This window comes from Marinobacter fuscus (genome assembly GCF_003007675.1).
GTDB classification, from domain to species: Bacteria; Pseudomonadota; Gammaproteobacteria; order Pseudomonadales; family Oleiphilaceae; genus Marinobacter; species Marinobacter fuscus.
In genome coordinates this window covers 65929-84622 of the sequence record NZ_PXNP01000110.1, presented here as the reverse complement: position 1 = coordinate 84622, position 18694 = coordinate 65929, and the positions used below count along the sequence as shown (strand labels likewise).

Below are 18694 nucleotides of genomic sequence, written 5' to 3'. Positions count from 1 at the left end.
TGCACCAACGCCGCCACCTGCGCACAAGCCTGCAGGGCAGGCTGGTCAGGCTGTTCGCGCTCAGGTGTTTTCTTTTGCTACAGCCCGGACTAAACGTTGAATACAGCCAAGCAGCTGGTCACTGGTTGCCGGCTTTAGTAACTCTGCGCTGAATTTGCTTTCACTGGCAGGTTCAGCGCAGGGCTGCGCAGGCCGGGCGCTGTATAGCAATGCCGGGAGTGGGGCAGGTCGGGCCTGTAGCTCTGCCAGAAGGTCTTCTGCGCTGCCATCGGGCAGGGCCAGCTCGGTGATGATCAGGTCGATGGAGCCCGAGCCCAGTTGCTGCCGCGCGCTGGCAAGTGTGCCACAGCTATAAACATCGGCTCCGTAACCCATCAGCAGCTCGCCAAGGCGGTCTCTGGTGTGCCCGTCGGGATCCAGCAGGAGCAGGCTCAGCCCTTCGGCATCCCAGTCTTGCAGATGGCTCTCAACATAGGGATCGGGCATCAGCTCCGGGTAAGGCAGTTCCAGTTCAAAGCAGAACTCGGCGCCACCTTCCGGCGCACTCTGGTAGTCCAACTGGCTGTCCATCAGGCGCAAAAGATCGGCAACAATCATCAGCCCCAGACCATAGCCGCTGTTCGGATGCCGCCCGCGCTCTTCCGGCACCGGCATCCCGGGGCCAGTATCGCGAACGCAAAAGCGCAGGCGGTGCCGGTTAGCGGTGCAAGCAGGCACCGGTTCCACGCGCAGACATACCGCCCCCTGATGGGTGAATTTAGCGGCGTTACTCAACAGGTTGAGCAGCACCTGTTGCAGTTGCCGAAAGTCGGCCTGTATCACTTCAGGCAAGTCAGCAGTTATTTCTGCAACAAAGCGGTTGTCCCGGGACTCCGCCAGAAACCGGGCCTGGTTGCAAATATCCGACAAGAACCGGTAGGTGTATCCGGGCTCCGGATCACTAGCAAGTTCCCGGTTGTCGCTGGCTGAGTACGCCAGCAACTGATCAATCAGGTTAAGTTGATACCGCACGCTTTGTTCGATGGTATTTGCCGGTGTGACCCTGGCATTGTCGGTTCGGGCAAAATTCCGCACCTCATTGAGCAGATATTGCAGCGGAGCCCGCAGATCGTGACTTACCTGGGCCAGCAGCTTTTGTTGCCTGGCCTGGCGTTCGGTCAGTTGGTTGTTTTTTTTCAGGGCAAGTTTCAGTCGCTGTTTCTGGGTGAAGGACAACAGCAGGCTTTTGTAAATCACGTAAGTGACTGGCAGAGCGGCAGCCATCAACGCCAGCTTCAGTAGCAGAATCCAATTGATGGCTGGCGCAAAGGCCAGCCTCAGAAACCATTCATTGTTGGGCAGTGGTACCCGTACCCGAGCGTAACTCTCTGGCAGAGCGTCTGTATTGCCAATGATGGCCGGAGCTGCGACATCGTTTCTGAGCTGAAACAGCACATCCTCGTCCCGCATATCCTCGGTGGCCATGGCGACAATGAGCTGGGGGAATTCATACACAATGGAAACGAAGCCCCAGAATTGCCCGTTCTGCTGCAGGGGAAGGCGGGCAATCACACCCTGATTACCCTGTATCAGTTGATAGGGGCCGGTAACCGTCAGTTCTCCGCTTTCCTGCGCCAGTCTGGCATCGGCAATTCGAGCCGGATCCAGGAACATGTCGTGCCCCAGCGCTTTCTCGTTGCCCGCCAATGGCTCAATCTGTCGGACAACGCCCTCCGGAAGAATGGCGATATTCAGAATATTGGGGTTACTGGCGCGCATGCGGCTCACCAGCACTGCCAGCTCGGGGATATGACCATTGTGCTGGAGCGCCAGCTCGCCCAGGCCATACAGCAACAGTGTCGAGTTATGAATACTGGCCGACAGCCGGTCGGCAAACGAATGGGCAAGCCGTTGTTGGTGGGCCTGAATATCCTGCTGGCGTATGTGCTCGCTGGTGTACACCCACAGGCCTAGCAGTACGGCTGTTATTGATGTCAGGCATTTCACATAAAACTGTCGTCTCTGGATCATATCCGTATACACCCGAGTCGGAAGCGGTGAAGCACCACAGAGGAGTGCTTCGCCCTGGCGATTGATGACTGGTGTCTCGTCTCGCTGGCATTAACGCATGCAGCATGCAAACAGATCATCACAAAGGGCTGTACCCGGCAAAGTGAGCGTGCGATCCCTTGCCAATAATGGCACCCTGCTAATGCGCTTGCTAATTTTTTTGACGAAGAGTGAGATATTGAAAGGCAAAAAAATCCCATCGCCTTGCGGAGATAGGATTTTATAGGGAATTCTGGTCGGGACGGTAGGATTTGAGCCTACTAAGTCGATTCTGCAAAAGTAAAAACCTGAACAAAGGCAATGCGTTGGCCTGATTTCGGGGTGTAATATCCACCAGAAATCTCCCCGTTTCGCCCAAAAACCGGAAGAAAGCCCATGATCCCACGGGATAAGCGCCAGGCACCACAGCGAGATCTGCTGAAAACCTACCTTGAAGACATCCTCAACTCCCGGCACGAACTGGTGCAGATGGGTAATCGGATCAATTAGACCGCTTGCGAACAACATTTTGGTCAGTTGTACGCAGTGGAAGCCGGGCGTCCGGGGTTACCGATTCGGTTACACGTGGGCTTGCAGTTGCTCAAACACATGTACGCACTGTCGGATCGTGATGTGCTGGATCGCTGGGTAGAGAACCCCTACTGGCAACACTTCTGCGGCGAGGTGATCTTCCAGCACCGCCTGCCCATGGACGAAACGAGCATGATGCGGTTCCGGCATCGCATCGGCGAAAACGGTGCTTGTGAGCTTCTGAAAATGAGTATTGGCTATAGAGAATAATTGAGGTTGTCTTCCATTGATGCCAATTCCGGAATGCCCTCTTAAACAAAAGCGAACATTCGCCTCGCACTCATTCCAAGTCAGTGGTAGTGGTTCACTCCCTTCGGGAGCTAAAGGCCTGCGTTGTCACACAAGCCCCTAGGGAGATGACCTTTCGGAAAGAATTTGAACCTAGGGCATTGCCTCTAGAGGAAAGATAATGGCGCTCCTGAGCTTTTGTTCACCAAAAAGGCTTGTTCATTATTAATGAACAATGCTATTTTGTGAACATGATGCTTGGAGAGGCTATGGAACCATCAATTAAAGAGAGCGAATTTCTAAACCAGGCAATCCGCGCGTTACATCAAGAGACGGGGTTAGAGTTACACCCTACTGTCGCGAATGAAGTGATGCCCTACTCTGATGGCTTCATTCTTGAACTGGGCAATACGGGTATCCAGTACAGCGTCGAGCTGAAGCGCTGGGCTCAACAAGCGAACCTAGGCACTATCGTCGCTCAGCTACGACGAATGCCGCCGCCCGCACTGCTGGTCGCTGATTACGTCAACCCGAATATGGCGGACCGGCTTCGAGAGGCCGGCGCACAGTTCATTGATGCCGCCGGCAATGCCTATCTGAACGAAAAGGCCTTCTTCGTCTTTGTAAAAGGCAATCGCAAAACGTCGGTCCATGCATCACAAAGGAAAACTTCCCGAGCCTTTAACTCATCTGGTTTAAAGCTCGTTTTCAGTTTTCTAACGGACCCTCATCTGGTCGGTGAAACCTACCGAAGAATGGCAGAAGCCAGCGGTGTTTCCCTTGGTGCCATTGGCTGGGTTCTGAATGACCTGAAAGACAAGGGCTATGTCCGCGAACATGGAAAGAAGGGCGCAAGGTCACTTGAGAACGCTATGGGACTGCTTGATCGCTGGGCCGAGTCTTTTCCGGAAAAACTGCTACCCGAGTTGGGCATGGGGCATTTTCAGGCAACCTCTGCGATGCCATGGAAAGAAATTCGGCCGGAGCTTTTTGGTGGATGCTGGGGCGGGGAAGTTGCCGTCTCTCGGCTGGACAACTATCTGTCACCTGCCCAGGGAACTATTTATCTGCCCCGCGAAGAACTGAAAAACTTGGTGATGGAGTATAAGCTTCGCAAAAGCCCGGACAACTCACCCAATGCATCCGAGACATTGCAGATCAACGAGAAATTCTGGCTCGATGAATTAATCAACGTAAACCAAACTCCCGGGATTGCCCCAGATATTCTTGTCTATGCTGACCTCCTGATGACCGGCGACTCTCGTAACCTGGAAGCAGCGGAGCGGCTTTATGCCCAGATTAAAAATCGAATCCAAGAATATTGATCCTATTCAATTGGACACCTACGGAGCCATCAAGCGTATCGCCGTGGATCAGGATGTGCCATTCATCATTGTCGGCGCCTCCGCCCGTGATCTGGTAATGCATCACGCCTATGGAGCGCCAATTCAACGGGCAACCATGGATATTGATCTTGCCGTCCAGGTCCCGGATTGGGCTGATTTTGAACGCATCCGCGACAATTTGATTCGCGAAGGTTACACCAAAACTGATCTCCCCCATCGTTTACACGGTACGTATGGCGCACCCATCGATATTCTTCCTTTTGGCGCTGTTGAAAGTGACGATTCAACGATCAAATGGCCTCCGTCTGGCGATGTGCAGATGAGCGTGGTCGGCTTTCAGGATGCACTGGATAACGCCGACTGGTTGACTATAGCGACAGAGCCGGCACTGGAACTGCCGGTGGCCAGCCCGCAGGGGTTGGCCCTTCTGAAACTGGTTGCCTGGTCAGAGAGAGATGCGCAAACAAGACGTAAAGACGCGGCCGATATCGCCTACCTAGCATCCAACTATGAAAATATTCCGGGACAGATGGGCCGGATTTTCGATCAGCATGAAAGCATCCTTGAGGCCCACGGCTGGGATACGAGACTTGCGGGCGCTCAGTTGCTCGGTAAGGAAACGACACAGATTGCCTGTGAATCAACGATGATAGTCCTGCGGCGCTTGCTCAATCCCGACCTGGTTGCCAACTTGACCAGAGATTCGGGCAACGCATGCGGCGACGCCACCGAAGAAATCTTGTCAGCGTTTATTGGTGGACTTTTTGGCCCAGTGGTAACGAATGTACAGAATTGATTCAGAAGCCAATCGCATAACTCCGCTGGCGCTGCCTTAAATGCGAGAGAGGACTGGCTCCAATCACCGGCGAACTAAAATCCAAAGTCGATAAAATCTGGGACACCATGTGGTCCGGAGGAGGGTGTTCATAATTCTGTGTCAGCCAGGTCACAGGTCGATATGGGCATCCAGCCGTTGAGGAAAGTGGATCGACAACTGCGACAGGGTCAAGTTCCAGTTTTGAACTGGACATGTCTAGCGCTCTGACGCCTTCAACATACCGGCATATAACAGCTTCTGCCAAATATCGCGCGGCTCTAAACGAGTGCATACGAATCGCTCTGCAAATGGCCGCCAGCAAATAAAGGTTTTTGGATATATATTGGATTTGTTTTTGATGGTCCAGAAACGAAAGAAGCCAGACACCGTGTAGTTGTCTGGCTTCCCTAGGGAATTCTGGTCGGGACGGTAGGATTTGAACCTACGACCCCTTGCACCCCATGCAAGTGCGCTACCAAGCTGCGCCACGCCCCGATACGCTAGTCACTGAAAACGTAGGAGTTATCTCAGTGGCTTAGCGGGAGCGAAGTCTACACTAGCCAAATTTAAAAAGAAACACTCAAGCCAGAAATTTGTTCCGGATTATCGCAGTTTGGTCTCTCGCAGTTCCAGAATGAACTCTGGCGGCTCGAAGGTCTCGGCTCTGGCGCCTTCCCAGTACTTGTCAAACACCCGCAAACCGGTTTTGCCTTCCAGCAGGGCGCCCGGCTCCAGGAAGGGGAACAGATCCAGGTAACTGTGGACTTCGGTTTTCGATACCCTGCGCACAATGTGCTCCGGGCCCAGTTCCGATGGATGTTTCAGGCCAGAGGCTTCCAGCAGGTTCTGCAGGGCATCCAGTGTGTTCTTGTGGAAGTTGTATACCCGTTCGCTTTTCAGCGCGACATCCAGTTTGCTGCCCCGTCGCGGGTCCTGGGTGGCGATGCCGCTGGGGCAGCGGCCGGTGTGGCAGTTAAGGGCCTGAATGCAGCCAAGGGAGAACATATAGCCCCGAGCGGAGTTGCAGAAGTCAGCCCCCAGGGCCAGGGTGCGGGCAATGTTGAACGCCGAGGTAATCTTGCCTGCTGCCCCTATGGCGATATCTTCCCGCAGATTGGTGGCCACCAGGGTGTTGTGCACCAGCAACAGAGCCTCGGTCAGTGGCATGCCCAGCCGGTTGATGAATTCCAGCGGTGCGGCGCCGGTGCCGCCTTCGCCGCCATCCACCACAATAAAGTCTGGTGTCTTGCCGGTTTTCAGCATAGCTTTGACGATGGCAAACCATTCCCATACATGGCCGATGGCCAGTTTGATGCCCACCGGTTTGCCGCCGGACAACTCCCGCAACCGGGCCAGAAACTCCAGCATTTCGATGGGGGTGGAGAACGCCGAGTGGCTGGCGGGCGAAACGCAGTCTTCGCCCACCTGAACGCCCCGGGCTTCGGCGATTTCCGGGGTAACTTTGGCGCCGGGCAGAATGCCGCCATGGCCGGGTTTGGCACCCTGGGATAGTTTGACCTCTATCATTTTCACCTGATCCTGTGTGGCGTTCCTTTCGAACATCTCAGGATCAAACGTGCCGTCTCTGTGTCGGCAGCCAAAATAGCCGGAGCCGATTTCCCACACCAGGTCGCCCCCGGGCTGTTTGTGATAGCGGGAGATAGAGCCTTCGCCGGTGTCGTGATAGAACCCGCCTTTTCGGGCGCCTGCATTCAGGCTGAGGATGGCGTTGGCGGAAAGTGCGCCGAAACTCATGGCGGAAATGTTGAATACGCTGGCGCTGTAGGGTTTGTCGCAGTTCTTGCCGATCAGGATGCGGAAATCGCTGGAAGCCAGCCGTGTGGGTGTCAGCGAGTGATTCATCCACTCGAAACCCTCGTCGTACATACCTAACTGGGAGCCAAAGGGGCGCTTGTCGAGCACGTTTTTCGCGCGCTGATAGATGATGGTGCGCTGCTCCCGGGAGAAGGGGCGCTCTTCCGTGTCGGACTGGATAAAGTACTGGCGGATTTCCGGGCCAATGGATTCCAGCATGTAGCGGATGTTGGCCAGAACCGGGTAATTGCGGCTAACAGTGCGTTTTTTCTGCAGCACATCGTGGGTGCCCAGCGCGGCCAAAGCCCCGAAAATCAGGGGAATCCAGTAGCCGTAGCCGAGCCAGAGCGTCACGGGTAGAGAAAGGATGAATCCGGCGATACTCAGGGCGTAGGCTGAATAGCGCAGTGGAAAGGTGGTGCTTTTTTCCATGACATGTCCTTGCGGTCGGGTCGATCAAATAACCGTGCAGTATATCTTACGTGCAGATTCCCGGTAGCAGACCTGTGGGTAAGCTGGCTTTTTCGCAGCCGAAACTCGACTATGCTGAACAGATGCAGGTTGCATTTATCAATTTTTGATGTTTTGAGCTCAAAGTAATAGGATGGCGCGCTCGCGTGATGTCGGGCAAAACCGCGCATCGTTTTACACAGAATATTCAATAATCACACCAGACCAGGAGGCGCCAACGTGGGCGAGGTAGTGAAAGACGAATATCAGACGGATTACGTCGCCGGCCAGGATAATATCAATCCCTTTGGCCTCGATCTTCATAACTGGGTTTTCCCGGTAACCGCAGTGCTTGTGGTTCTGTTTGTGATCGGAACACTGATGTTCCCAACCGAGGCAAAAGAACTGCTGGATGGCGCCAAGCTGGACATCATTGCCAGCTTTGACTGGTTCTTCCTGCTCAGTGCCAACCTGTTTGTGGTGGTGAGCCTGGCGCTGATTTTTATGCCGGTGGGTAAAATCCGGCTGGGTGGACAGGATGCAAAACCGGAGTTTTCGACCATCTCCTGGTTTGCCATGTTGTTCGCCGCGGGCATGGGTATTGGCCTGATGTTCTGGGCGGTTGCCGAGCCGGTAGCCTACTACACCGGTTGGTTTGGCACACCGTTCAACGTGGAGGCCAATACGCCCGAGGCGCGGGGCCTCGCCATGGGGGCCACCATGTATCACTGGGGCCTGCATCCCTGGGCCATCTACGCGATTGTGGCCTTGTCGCTGGCGTTCTTCGCGTTCAACAAGAACATGCCGCTGACCATTCGTTCGGCGTTCTTCCCGTTGCTGAAAGACAAGGTCTGGGGCTGGCCGGGGCATATCATCGATGTGCTGGCAGTGGTTGCCACCATCTTTGGCCTCGCGACTTCGCTTGGTTTTGGCGCTCAGCAGGCGGCTTCGGGGCTTCACTATCTGTTTGATCTGGGCTCGGGCACCAATGTCCAGATGGCCATTATTGTCGGGGTAACCGCGGTGGCTCTGGTGTCGGTGCTGCGCGGCCTGGATGGTGGTGTGAAGGTGCTCAGTAATCTGAACATGATCACTGCAGGCGTGCTGCTGTTTTTTGTCATCTTTGCCGGCCCCACCATGGCGATTCTGGAAACCATTTGGGTAACCTCGTCCAATTACGTGGCGAATGTGGTACCGCTGAGTAATCCGTTCGGCCGTGAAGACGAAACCTGGTTCCAGGGCTGGACGGTGTTCTACTGGGCCTGGTGGATTTCCTGGTCACCGTTCGTTGGTATGTTTATCGCCCGGGTGTCCAAAGGGCGTACGGTTCGGGAGTTCGTGACTGCGGTGCTGATTATCCCAACGGTGATCACCACGGTATGGATGAGCAGCTTCGGTGGTTCGGCCCTGGAGCAAATCCAGCAGGGCATCGGAGTATTGGCTGAAAACGGGCTGACCGAAGTGCCGCTGGCGACGTTCCAGATGCTGGAGCAACTGCCGCTGACGGGCATAGCCTCTTTTATTGGTATCGTGCTGGTGCTGGTGTTCTTCGTTACCTCGTCGGATTCCGGCTCGCTGGTGATTGACAGCATCACCGCCGGTGGTAAAACCGACGCGCCCACCGCTCAGCGGGTGTTCTGGGTGGTCATGGAAGGTGCCATCGCAGCGGCGTTGATTTTCGGTGGCGGCGATGATGCCCTTGGCGCAATTCAGGCGGTAGCCGTGAGTGCCGGTTTACCGTTTACCGTCATCCTGCTGATCATGACCTGGGGGCTGTTGAAAGGCCTGACCCACGAGCGCAAGCTGCTGTTGCAGCGAGGCGAACTGGGATAAGCCCAAGCCATTCAGGTGTGAATGAAAACGGGGCCCTTGTGGCCCCGTTTTGTTTTTGTTTAAGCGCGCTGTTTACAACCTGCCGAAACTCTTCATGGAGTACGCGGCCCGCTCTTTCGGGCTGAAGTGCGGGCGCTTCAGGGCTTCGATATTCTTCAGCCGTGGCAGCAAGCCACAGCCGTTGGCCATTTGGATGGCCAGGCCGGGGCGGGCATTCAATTCCAGCAGCAGCGGCCCTTCCTGGGCATCCACCACCAGGTCTACCCCCATATAGCCCAGCCCGGTGGCTTCGTAGCAGCGGGCTGCCATTTCCAGCATGTCTGGCCAGGCGTCGATCTGGATATTCTCGAGGGGCAGGCCGGTGTCCGGGTGGAGGGTGATGGGCCGGTTGAATTGCACCGCGTTCAGGCTGCGGCCGGTGCCGATGTCCAGGCCCACACCCACCGCGCCCTGGTGAAGGTTGGCCTTGCCATCGGAATCGGTGGTGGCCAGCCGCAGCATGGCCATCACCGGGTAACCCTGAAACACCACAATGCGGATGTCCGGCACACCCTGAAACGAGTATTTGGCCAGGCTGGGTACGGACTGCACCAGATTCTCGATGATGGCCACATCGGGCGTGCCCGCCAGCGAGTACAGCCCCGCCAGAATGTTGGTGAGGTGGCGTTCCAGGTTGGCCACGGGAATGCGTGCGCCAGAGGCCTTGATAAAGTCGTCGCCGTCGCGCCCTGTAATCACGGTAATGCCTTTGCCGCCTGAGCCTTTGGCCGGTTTGATGGCAAAGCCGGTGAGGTCTTCGGCCATGGTGCGAAACCCGGAGATCTCGTGTTGTTGCCGAACCACCTGCAGCAGCCGGGGCGTTTTCACACCGTACTCGCTGACAGCCAGCTTGGTTTTAAGCTTGTTGTCCACCAGTGGGTAAGAGGAGCGTTCGTTGTACCGGGCAATGTAATCCACATTGCGCCGGTTCATGTTCAGCATACCCAGCCGTTTCAGCTGGCGGGGAGAGATCCAGTCCATATCAGTCGTAGACCTTCATTGGCGTGAATCTTCTCAGTTCGCTGAGCTTGTAGCCGGTGTACTGGCCCATTAGCAGAATCAGCCCCAGCACCACCAGGTGCAACTCGGGGAAGTTGAAGGTGAGATGGCCTGCCAGCGGTGTGCTCATGGCAAGGTAGGCACAGATGGCCACAAACAGGCTGCCGGAGCCTTGCACCAGCACTTCGTGGGCCCCTTCCTCCTCCCACAGAATCGACATCCGTTCGATGGTCCAGGCGATGATCACCATGGGGAAGAAGGTGACGGTCATGCCGGTATTGAAGCCCATCTGATAACCAATGATGCTCAGCCCGGCAGTGATAAAGATCACCAGAATAATCAGGGCAGAAATTCGCGACACCAGCAGCAGGTTCAGGCTGGAGAGATAACCCCGCAGCACCAGGCCAATGGCCACCACTGACAAAAATGCCACCAGGCCCGGCACCAAAGTGGTCTGAACGAAGGCAACGGCAATCAGTACCGGCATAAAGGTACCAGAGGTGCGAATGCCGATGACAATGCGCATAAACGCTACAATCAGTGCGCCGATGGGCAGCAACAGCAGCATCCGGAACATGCTCTGTTCTTCGATGGGCAACTGATAGAAGCCCAGCACACTCAGGCCGTTGGAGCTGGCCTGCAGGTTGGCCAGTTGCAGGGCGGGCACGGTTTGCCGGAGCATGGAAAAACTGACTTCGGAATTGTCGCCACCAACCACATCCAGCAGCGAATCCGAGCCCTGGCGCCAGAGCAGCAGGTGCTCGGGAATGCCCTGTTCGGCGGTGCGGGGGTCGAAGGTCAGCCAGCGTTCTCCGTTATAAATTTGCAGAAACGGCAGCAGTTGCTGGCGGCGGCGGGCATCTTCCAGGCGCAGGGCATCGGCGGTGCGGGCAGCAATGCCCGCATGGTTCAGCATTCGTACCAATAACTGCAGATAGTTGTCTTCGGAGACCAGTAGGGTGGTGTTCTGGGTGCGGTTGTCCGGCTGCATCAGCCGGATCAGTTCCCGGGTCATGCTTTCCGGTGTGCTGGAACGCTCCCGGGCCTGGCGCAGCAGTTCCCGCACAGCGGTGGCCTGGGGTTCTTCCCAGAACACCGTCTGGGGCTTGGGTGGTCGCGCCGGGGGTGCCTGGCCGACACTGTCGTCGGGTACAAACTGGCCTTTGAAATAGAGCGTTTGCGGGCCAGAGACTTCCCGCTTAGTCCATTCGGCCCGGCGGCCGGAGCCGCTGGCAAGAATAGAGAAGCCGTATCCGGGGGAGGCGGCCTGTTCACTCAGAATGCGAAATCCGGGCGGTTGTTCCGGAATGCGCAGGCTTACCTCGGCGGCATCGCCCTGGCCCTCAAAATCCACCCGGGCCTCAATCATCCAGACCGGGCGCTGCTCGCCGGTCATCCAGGGAATGCCCAGTTCAATATGGCGCCAGGTGCCAATGGAAATGCCGGCAACGATCAATAGAAACACAAAAACGTAAAACGGAACCCGGGAACGGACACTCATTCAGCGTCTCCCTTACTGGCGGGCTTCAGGTACTCTTGCGGCAGTTCGGTGGCAAATTCCTTGCCGACGTCGATCAGCATCACATCACGCAGTACGTTGCGGCCCACCAGCACCTGATAGGTGAGGTTCTGGCGATCGGCGAGGGTAAATTCGGCCACCTGTTCGTGATCGCCGATGGCAAAAGGCAGCTCCACCACCACCCGGCGCTCGGCTTCTTCGGCGCTGGACTGGATGATTTTTACTCGCCGTGAAATTTCTCGTTCAAGGGTAATCCAGTCTTTTTCTTCGGTGCCGGGTACTGGAACTTCGAAACGAACCCAGTTGCTGCCATCGCGCTCGAAGCGTTTGATGTTGCGGGCATGAATAGACGAGGTTTCCGCACCGCTGTCGATGCGGGCGGTATACACCAGGCCCGGTTCTGCCAGATAGAATTTTTCGACTTCCCCCACCACAACCTTGCCTTTCAGGCGGTCTGCCCGCCCGCTCTGCTTTGTTGGGGCTGGGCAAATGGTTTTTCGGGCGGGTGGCGGGCACTGGGGTTTTGTCACCTGGGTGGCGATGGCGTCCAGAATACTCTGAGTGGCATTCTGGCTTTGCTGAATCACCTGCTGGTGGCGCACGCTGGCGTTGGTTTCCATGGTTACCTGTGTGGCACGCTGAATATGAACCGAAGAGCGCAGATCTTCCATGTTGTCTTTCGGCACCATCAGATACTTGTCTCCGGCACAGCCGGTCAATGTCAGCGCGAGCCCTGCCAGAATAGTGGCGACGAGCGGACGTGTATGCAAAAAACGATACTCCATGAACTGCCCCTGAGCTGGCGGTGCCGGATGCTGGCGGTCATCCCGCAGCCATTGAATGTAGGTTTGATAAGGGTGCAAAGTATACTACAAGGTAACTGTGCAATGACTTTACAGATGGTTAAGGCGCGGGCTTAGCCGCCAAAGAAGGGGCCCTGGCCAAGGGGTGTTTTGGCCTTGAGGTATTCCTGAATAACCGGCGAGCAGTTGAGGTAGAACAACAGCAGTTCCCGCTGTACATCCTGATCCTGAATCCGGGCGGCAAAACCGATAAGCTCAATCAGGGCGCGATCATTCACGGCGACGTCGTCCGGCACGGCAAAAGCCTTGCCGTAGCGGCTGCGAAGCAGCCCGGCCAGGCGCTCGAGATGAAATTCACCGGTGTGGGTGATCTGCGGAACAACCCGGATATCGGCACTGGCCCATGGTCCCGCAGGCGCTGAAGGAATGTCGGCGCGCCCGCTGTCGGACTCCCACAATTCCGATCCGATTTTTTTCCAGAGTTCTTTTAACATGCATTTGCCTGACGGTTAGGGCCGATCTATCCGGGCCGCTGCAGACAAAGGATTTGCAATGGCCTGTTTTTCGTTTTAGATGAATTTACGGTTGTCGTCCATACCCGGTTCTGGCCAATGTTGATAAATGCCAAACAGTCGATACGTGGTTTGTCTATCGGGTTTGAAGCCACAGGAAAACGGCCGGGCGGATAGGGTAGACTGTCCGGTAAACGGTGCACGGCAGAGAGAGGGCGTACCTTGGTTGTTTTCGCAGGTGGTAACAGAAAACAGGGAGAGCGTGGGTGATTGCAGGGTTGGTAGAAGCGATGGCTGACAGCCCCGATAACTTGGCTGGCTGGTTCTTGGGCTTGATGGCCGTTGCGGCAATTCTGGCTTTGGGTATGGCCATGTTTTGGTGGCGCAATCGGACGATGGGCGCCCGGCTAGCCGTGGCGGAAGCAGACCTGGCGGAATTGACGCTGGCACTGAAAGACAGCGAACATCAGCAGGCGCTGTTGCAGCAGGAGAACAACCAACACCGGCAGGCGCTGGCAGACCAGGCGACTCGGGCTGAGGCGTCGGAGCGCAACGCAGAAGTCTGGCGGCAGAAATCGGCCAGCCTTGAAAGCCGCATAGCCGCTCTGGACGCGGAACTGGAGGCCCGCCGGGAGCAGGCCAATGCCCTGAGCCGGGAGCGGGAGCAGCACCGACAGCGCGCCGAGAGCCTGGCAGAGGAGCTAGGCCGGGCCAATGTCAGCCTGCGAGAGCAGCAGGTAACGCTTGATAAGGAGCGGCGTTCAGCGTCGGAAAAGCTGGAGTTACTGGAAAAGAACCGGGAAGCCCTGAAACAGGAATTTGAGAACCTGGCAAACCGCATTTTTGACCAGAAGAACGAGCATTTCAGCCAGCAAACCCGCACCAATCTGGACACCCTGCTGAACCCCTTCCGTGACCAGTTGCAGGACTTCCGCAAGCGGGTGGAAGACGTTTACACCACCGAAACCCGGGATAGGCAGGCGCTGCGCAGTGAGATCAAATCGCTGCAGGAACTGAACAAACAGATCACCGAAGAAGCCGCTAATCTGACCCGGGCCCTGAAAGGCGATAAAAAAATCCAGGGCAATTGGGGCGAGCTGATTCTGGAGCGGGTGTTGGAGCGCTCGGGTTTGCGCAAAGGCGTGGAGTATGAAACCCAGGGCAGCTACCGGGACAGTGACAACCAGTTGTTGCGCCCGGATGTGATTGTGCACCTGCCGGATCAGCGCAACCTGGTGGTGGATTCCAAAGTGTCGCTGGTGGCGTACCAGCAGTGGGTTACGGCGGAGCAGGAAACGGAACGGGCCGAGGCCTTGAAACAGCACGTGGAAGCGGTGCGCGCGCACATCCGTACGCTCAGTGAAAAAGACTACAGCCAGCTGAACGGTTTGCACTCACCGGATTTTGTGCTCTTGTTCATGCCCATTGAGCCCGCATTTGTGGCAGCATTCCAGCAGGATGAAAGCCTGTTCGCCGAAGCCTTCGAGCGCAAGATTATTGTGGTTACTCCCACTACGCTGCTGGCCACGCTGCGAACTATAGAGAACATCTGGCGATACGAGCGCCAGAGCCAGAATGCCCGCCGCATTGCCGACCGGGCGGGAGCCGTGTACGACAAGTTGCGCGTGTTTGTTGAAGCTATGGAGCGCCTGGGCAGTCAGCTCCATACCGCTCAGGGGACTTACGATACCGCAATGAACACGCTCACCCGAGGTCGTGGTAATCTGGTGTCTCAGGCCAACCGGTTTGTGGAGCTGGGGGTTCGGGTGAAAAAGGAGTTGCCCAGGTCGATTCTGGATCAGGCAGAGGTTGATGACCAGGAAGACGATATTCCGGAACTCTCCGGGCAGCAGAGCCAGCCGCCGACACCCCGGGAAACGGCCGGTGCGGACGATCAACAGGAGTAGCAGTATGTTGTTATCAATCAAACACGCCAGTGCCCGGGCACGTTCCGCTGCGGCTGGCACCTTGCTGGCATCTGCTCTGCTGGCTCAGGCGGGCGCAGCCCATGCGCTGGCCCCTGAACATGAAGTCCGCAGGCTGATGCTCGCGACCGAAGAAGCCGTGGTGGCCGGCAACTGGAGCGAGGCCGGCGACTATCTGAACCGGCTTCACGCCATGGAGGGTGAGAAGCCTGCCGACTATTTTTACTATCGCGGGCGCGCCATGTTGCAGGCCAGCCACCTGAATGAGGCGCGGGCAGCCTTTGAGCAGTACATTACCCGGGTGGGTGCCGAGGGTGCCCATTATCAGCAAAGCCTGAAACTGATCACTGACATCGAAAAAACCAGCCGGGCCAAAGTCCGCGCCCTGACCGAGGGCGCCACAGCCGCGGAGGAGCCGGTGGCCATGATCGAGCCTGCCGGTGGTAACGATGTGGCGACCTTGCGCCGCTTGTACCTGGCAGACACCGACCGCGATGCTCTGGTAATACATCTCAATGCGTTGCTTGATACCAGCGGCTGGCGCCGGGACAAAACGGTTGTCCGGCTCGATAAACCGGCGGATATGCAATACCGGGTATCTGTAGACAACCGGGAGCTGCGTATCCAGAACATCAGCCATAACATTGACGGAACCACGGTTCGCACCACCGAATCGCTGGCGGTGTTTGGTGTGAACCCCCAACTACGCTGGGATTGTGAGGCCGTTGTGGCAACGTGCTGGGTGTACGACCCGCGGGACGGCTCCCGGCTGTTCCAGCTGGCCGGTAATCGAGAGCAGGCCGGTGAAATCGCCCGCACCATGGGCAGGCTGATCCGTAACCTGCAGCACGTTGGCAACGGCAGTTAAACCGGGTGGCCGGGTTGTTTGCCCGGTCATTGCAACAGCGTGCGCGTAGTTATCCGCGTAGCTATCCGTGTTGTTTCCGGGTGCCTCACCGACCCTCCAGAACCTGAAACTCTGTTCAGTTTTTCTGAATTTTCATAGTGAGTCTGCTAGCTTAAAGGTGTCACCTCCCGGGTGAACCTCTAACTAATAATGACAAGGAAAACACTATGAAAATCAGGATAAAGCCAAACCTCTGGCGTACCTCCGGGCGCGTATTGGGGATGGCTCTGATAGTGGCTGGCGGTACGGTGTTGACGGGGTGTAACGACAACGACAATGACAGCTCCGATACCGGCAGCACGGAGCTGGACACCACGCTGTTTCCCAAGAACGGCCAGCTGGAAGCGACGATTCGTCGAACCACAGGCGGTGTGCCACACATCACAGCAGACAATCTTGCGTCTGCGGCTTTCGGGCATGGCTATGCCCAGGCGCAGGATAATCTTTGTTTGCTGGCCGAGGCGGTTATTAAGGCCCGCAGCGAACGGGCGAAATTTTTCGGCCCGGGCCCGGACAGCATCAATATTATCAACGACTTCAGCTACAAAGCGCAGCAGATACTCAGTGGTGCCGAGCGTGAGTACGGCGCACTGAGCGATGAAAGCAAGGCCCTGGTAGACGGCTTTACCACCGGTTATAACACCTATCTGGCGGATACCGATCCGGCCGACTATCCGGCAGAGTGCCGGAATCAGCCCTGGGTGCGGGACATATCTCCGGTTGATCTGCTGGCGCACTATCGCATTGTTGGCCAGTATGCCAGCGGTAACCTGTTTGCCACCGGCGCAGTCTTCCTGGCGATTCCGGGAGAAGATCCTGTGGCTGCTCAGCCTGCACCGGTGATGGCCCAGGCCGACGCGCCGGAACTGCAAAGTGTACCCACCCATGCCCGTGCACTGGCATCTGCCCGCACCAACTTTCAGGATACCGGCCTTGCCAGTAATGCCTGGGGCATCGGAAAAGACCTGTCGGCCCAGGGGCGGGGTGCTCTGCTGGCGAACCCGCATTTTCCCTATACCGGGCATCGACGCCTCTACCAGGCCCACATTACGGTACCGGGTTACCTGAACGTGAATGGCGCGGGGCTCCTGGGCACGGCGCTGCCGTTGATCAGCTTTAACGAGCATCTGGCCTGGTCGCATACGGTATCCACCAGCCGCCGCTTTACTCTCTATGAGTTAACGCTCAAAGACGGTGATAACCTCACCTACATCAAGGATGGAGAGGAAAAGCCAATCACCACGGAAACCTATCAGATTGAGGTCGCCACCGGTGCTCCCAATCCGATGGTCGTCGAGCGTACCTTCTATTTTTCCGAGTATGGTCCCATGCTGTCGGCAAACGCCATCACCGGCGGCGGGCTGCCTAAATGGGGGCAGGCCGGAACGGCCTATACCTACCGCGACGCCAATGCCAACACCGGCAACCTGCTGGACACCTGGCTGGGCATGAGCCGGGCCACCAGTCTGGAGGAGTTCCAGGATGTCTTCCGCAACTGCGGTACCACACTCTGGGTTAACTCCACCTATGCCGACGCGCAGGGCAATGCCTTCTATATCGACAGCAGTTCGGCACCAAACCTGTCGGAAAAGAGCATTGCTCTGATCAATTTCAAGCGCTCGGTAAGCCCGGCATACGCCCAGTTGTTTGATAATGGCGTTACCCTGCTTGATGGTTCCAAAGGCTTCGACGACTGGGTAGAAGGCGAGTGCGGTGGCCTGACCACCTACGAGCAGAAGCCCAAGCTGGTGCGTTCAGACTGGGTTCAGAATTCCAACAGCAGCTACTGGTCTGCCAACCCGGCGGAGTTCCTGACCGGCTACTCGCCCATGTACGGTGATGAGAACAGCCAGATTAACCCGCGCACCCGGCTGGGTATCAAAATGCTGCAAAACCCCATGGCCCCCGGTATGCCGGGTGTGATGCCGCCAGCCGGGCAGGACGGCAAGTTCAGCGCACAGGATCTGATCCGGGTGATCTGGAACAACCGCGCTTGGTACGCCGAAGAATTTCTGCCGGAGTTGCGCCAGCGGTGTGATTTGATCGGTTCAACCCCGGTTGAAGGCAAGAACCTGAGTGCGGCCTGTGGTGTTCTGGCCAACTGGGACGGCGTTTATAACCTTGATAGTGTGGGTGCTCACGTATTCAGAGTCTTCATTGCCAACTATGCGGACAGCTTTGAGTCAGACCTGACCATCGCGTTCAATCCCGATGACCCAGTCAATACGCCAGCGGGCCCCTCCACTGAAGGGCGAGGCACATCGGCAGATGCCATGCTGATTGCCCTGGCCAAAGGCGTGAAGGCGCTTGACGCCCAGTCTATCCCGGTGGACGCAACACTTGGCAGTGTTCAGTACATTCGCCCATCCGGTGATGTGCCACCGAACGGAACTCCGGTTTTCCAGAGCCCGGGCATTCCCTGGCATGGGGGAGATGGCACGGTGGATGGTGCCTTTAACGCCATCGGAGTGAAGACGGATGTCTATGCCGAGGACACCCGATTCCCGCGCATTGCGCCCAAGGTTGTGCCCAATACCGGCGGTTTGTCGGATGGAACGGTACCAGGAACCAACGGCTGGCTGATCGCCCGTGGAACCAGCTGGCACTTTGGCCTGGAGTTCACCGACAACGGCCCAGAGGCCTACGGCCTGGTGAGCTATAGCCAGTCGTCAGACAGCAAGTCTGACTTCTTCCTGGATCAGAGCCAAAACTACAGCGACAAGCAGTATCGGCAGTTGTGGTTTACCGAGCAGGATATTCAGCAGAATCTGCTGCCGGTAGGCGGTGAAGTGGTGGTGAAAGCCGGGCTGTGATGCCCTGGCTGCATTAAGCCCGTAAACAAAAAAGCCCCTGTCGGAAGACAGGGGCTTTTTTAATATTCC

12 protein-coding genes, 1 tRNA gene and 2 pseudogenes are annotated in these 18694 nt (G+C 56.9%); 7 read left to right on the top strand and 8 right to left on the bottom strand.

Translation table 11 applies throughout. The annotated features are described in order from the left end of the window. Nucleotides 1–60: 60 nt before the first annotated feature. On the bottom strand, nt 61–2010 hold the full coding sequence (locus C7H09_RS18830; protein ID WP_106765593.1) for an ATP-binding protein: 1950 nt from the start codon (nt 2008–2010) through the stop codon (nt 61–63). Nucleotides 2011–2424: 414 nt separating this feature from the next. On the opposite strand from C7H09_RS18830, the pseudogene C7H09_RS18825 reads away from it, so the two are divergent. The 3 genes and pseudogenes from C7H09_RS18825 to C7H09_RS18815 form a co-directional block, all read left to right on the top strand. Continuing rightward, nucleotides 2425–2814 (top strand): annotated as a pseudogene (locus tag C7H09_RS18825) (transposase); the annotation flags it as partial. 302 nt (nt 2815–3116) lie between these two features. Continuing rightward, nucleotides 3117–4172, top strand: a complete 1056-nt coding sequence (locus C7H09_RS18820) for a type IV toxin-antitoxin system AbiEi family antitoxin (protein WP_240616662.1) — start codon at nt 3117–3119, stop codon at nt 4170–4172. Further along, entirely contained in the window at nt 4138–4989 is an 852-nt protein-coding gene (locus C7H09_RS18815) for a nucleotidyl transferase AbiEii/AbiGii toxin family protein (protein ID WP_106765591.1), read from the top strand. The genes C7H09_RS18820 and C7H09_RS18815 overlap by 35 nt, the downstream gene beginning before the upstream one ends. Nucleotides 4990–5139: 150 nt before the next feature. On the opposite strand, the pseudogene C7H09_RS18810 reads toward C7H09_RS18815, so the two are convergent. The 3 genes and pseudogenes from C7H09_RS18810 to C7H09_RS18800 form a co-directional block, all read right to left on the bottom strand. Beyond that, nucleotides 5140–5268, bottom strand: a pseudogene (locus C7H09_RS18810) (IS256 family transposase); the annotation flags it as partial. A 160-nt stretch (nt 5269–5428) separates the two neighbouring features. Next, nucleotides 5429–5505: transfer RNA gene (locus C7H09_RS18805), tRNA-Pro, on the bottom strand. A 108-nt stretch (nt 5506–5613) separates the two neighbouring features. Continuing rightward, nucleotides 5614–7257 (bottom strand): FMN-binding glutamate synthase family protein, encoded by a 1644-nt coding sequence (locus tag C7H09_RS18800; protein ID WP_106765590.1) that lies wholly within the window; start codon nt 7255–7257, stop codon nt 5614–5616. 258 nt (nt 7258–7515) lie between these two features. On the opposite strand from C7H09_RS18800, the gene C7H09_RS18795 reads away from it, so the two are divergent. After that, entirely contained in the window at nt 7516–9108 is a 1593-nt protein-coding gene (locus C7H09_RS18795; RefSeq protein WP_106765589.1) for a BCCT family transporter, read from the top strand. Nucleotides 9109–9180: 72 nt separating this feature from the next. Here C7H09_RS18795 and C7H09_RS18790 read toward each other — a convergent pair whose 3' ends face one another. From C7H09_RS18790 to C7H09_RS18775, 4 genes are read right to left on the bottom strand one after another with little or no spacing between them, the layout of a single operon-like run. Further along, nucleotides 9181–10128, bottom strand: coding sequence for an alpha-L-glutamate ligase-like protein (locus C7H09_RS18790; RefSeq protein ID WP_106765588.1), 948 nt, complete (start codon nt 10126–10128; stop codon nt 9181–9183). A gap of 1 nt (nt 10129) precedes the next feature. Then, nucleotides 10130–11647 (bottom strand): inactive transglutaminase family protein, encoded by a 1518-nt coding sequence (locus tag C7H09_RS18785; protein WP_106765587.1) that lies wholly within the window; start codon nt 11645–11647, stop codon nt 10130–10132. After that, nucleotides 11644–12528: an ATP-dependent zinc protease family protein gene (locus tag C7H09_RS18780; protein WP_476738592.1), complete on the bottom strand. Its 885-nt coding sequence runs from the start codon at nt 12526–12528 to the stop codon at nt 11644–11646. Before C7H09_RS18780 ends, C7H09_RS18785 begins: the two co-directional genes overlap by 4 nt. A 53-nt stretch (nt 12529–12581) precedes the next feature. Continuing rightward, the gene (locus C7H09_RS18775) at nt 12582–12962 is read right to left on the bottom strand and encodes a hypothetical protein (RefSeq protein ID WP_106765586.1); all 381 of its coding nucleotides are present in this window, start codon (nt 12960–12962) and stop codon (nt 12582–12584) included. A gap of 413 nt (nt 12963–13375) precedes the next feature. Between C7H09_RS18775 and C7H09_RS18770 the strand changes: the two genes are divergently transcribed. From C7H09_RS18770 to C7H09_RS18760, 3 genes are all read left to right on the top strand, one after another. After that, the gene (locus C7H09_RS18770) at nt 13376–14887 is read left to right on the top strand and encodes a DNA recombination protein RmuC (RefSeq protein WP_420844204.1); all 1512 of its coding nucleotides are present in this window, start codon (nt 13376–13378) and stop codon (nt 14885–14887) included. Between the two features lie 4 nt (nt 14888–14891). Continuing rightward, nucleotides 14892–15773 carry a hypothetical protein gene (locus tag C7H09_RS18765; RefSeq protein WP_106765585.1) on the top strand — a complete coding sequence of 294 codons (882 nt, stop codon included), beginning with the start codon at nt 14892–14894 and terminating at the stop codon, nt 15771–15773. Between the two features lie 206 nt (nt 15774–15979). Continuing rightward, nucleotides 15980–18625, top strand: coding sequence for a penicillin acylase family protein (locus C7H09_RS18760; RefSeq protein WP_106765584.1), 2646 nt, complete (start codon nt 15980–15982; stop codon nt 18623–18625). The last annotated feature ends 69 nt before the right edge of the window (nt 18626–18694 follow it).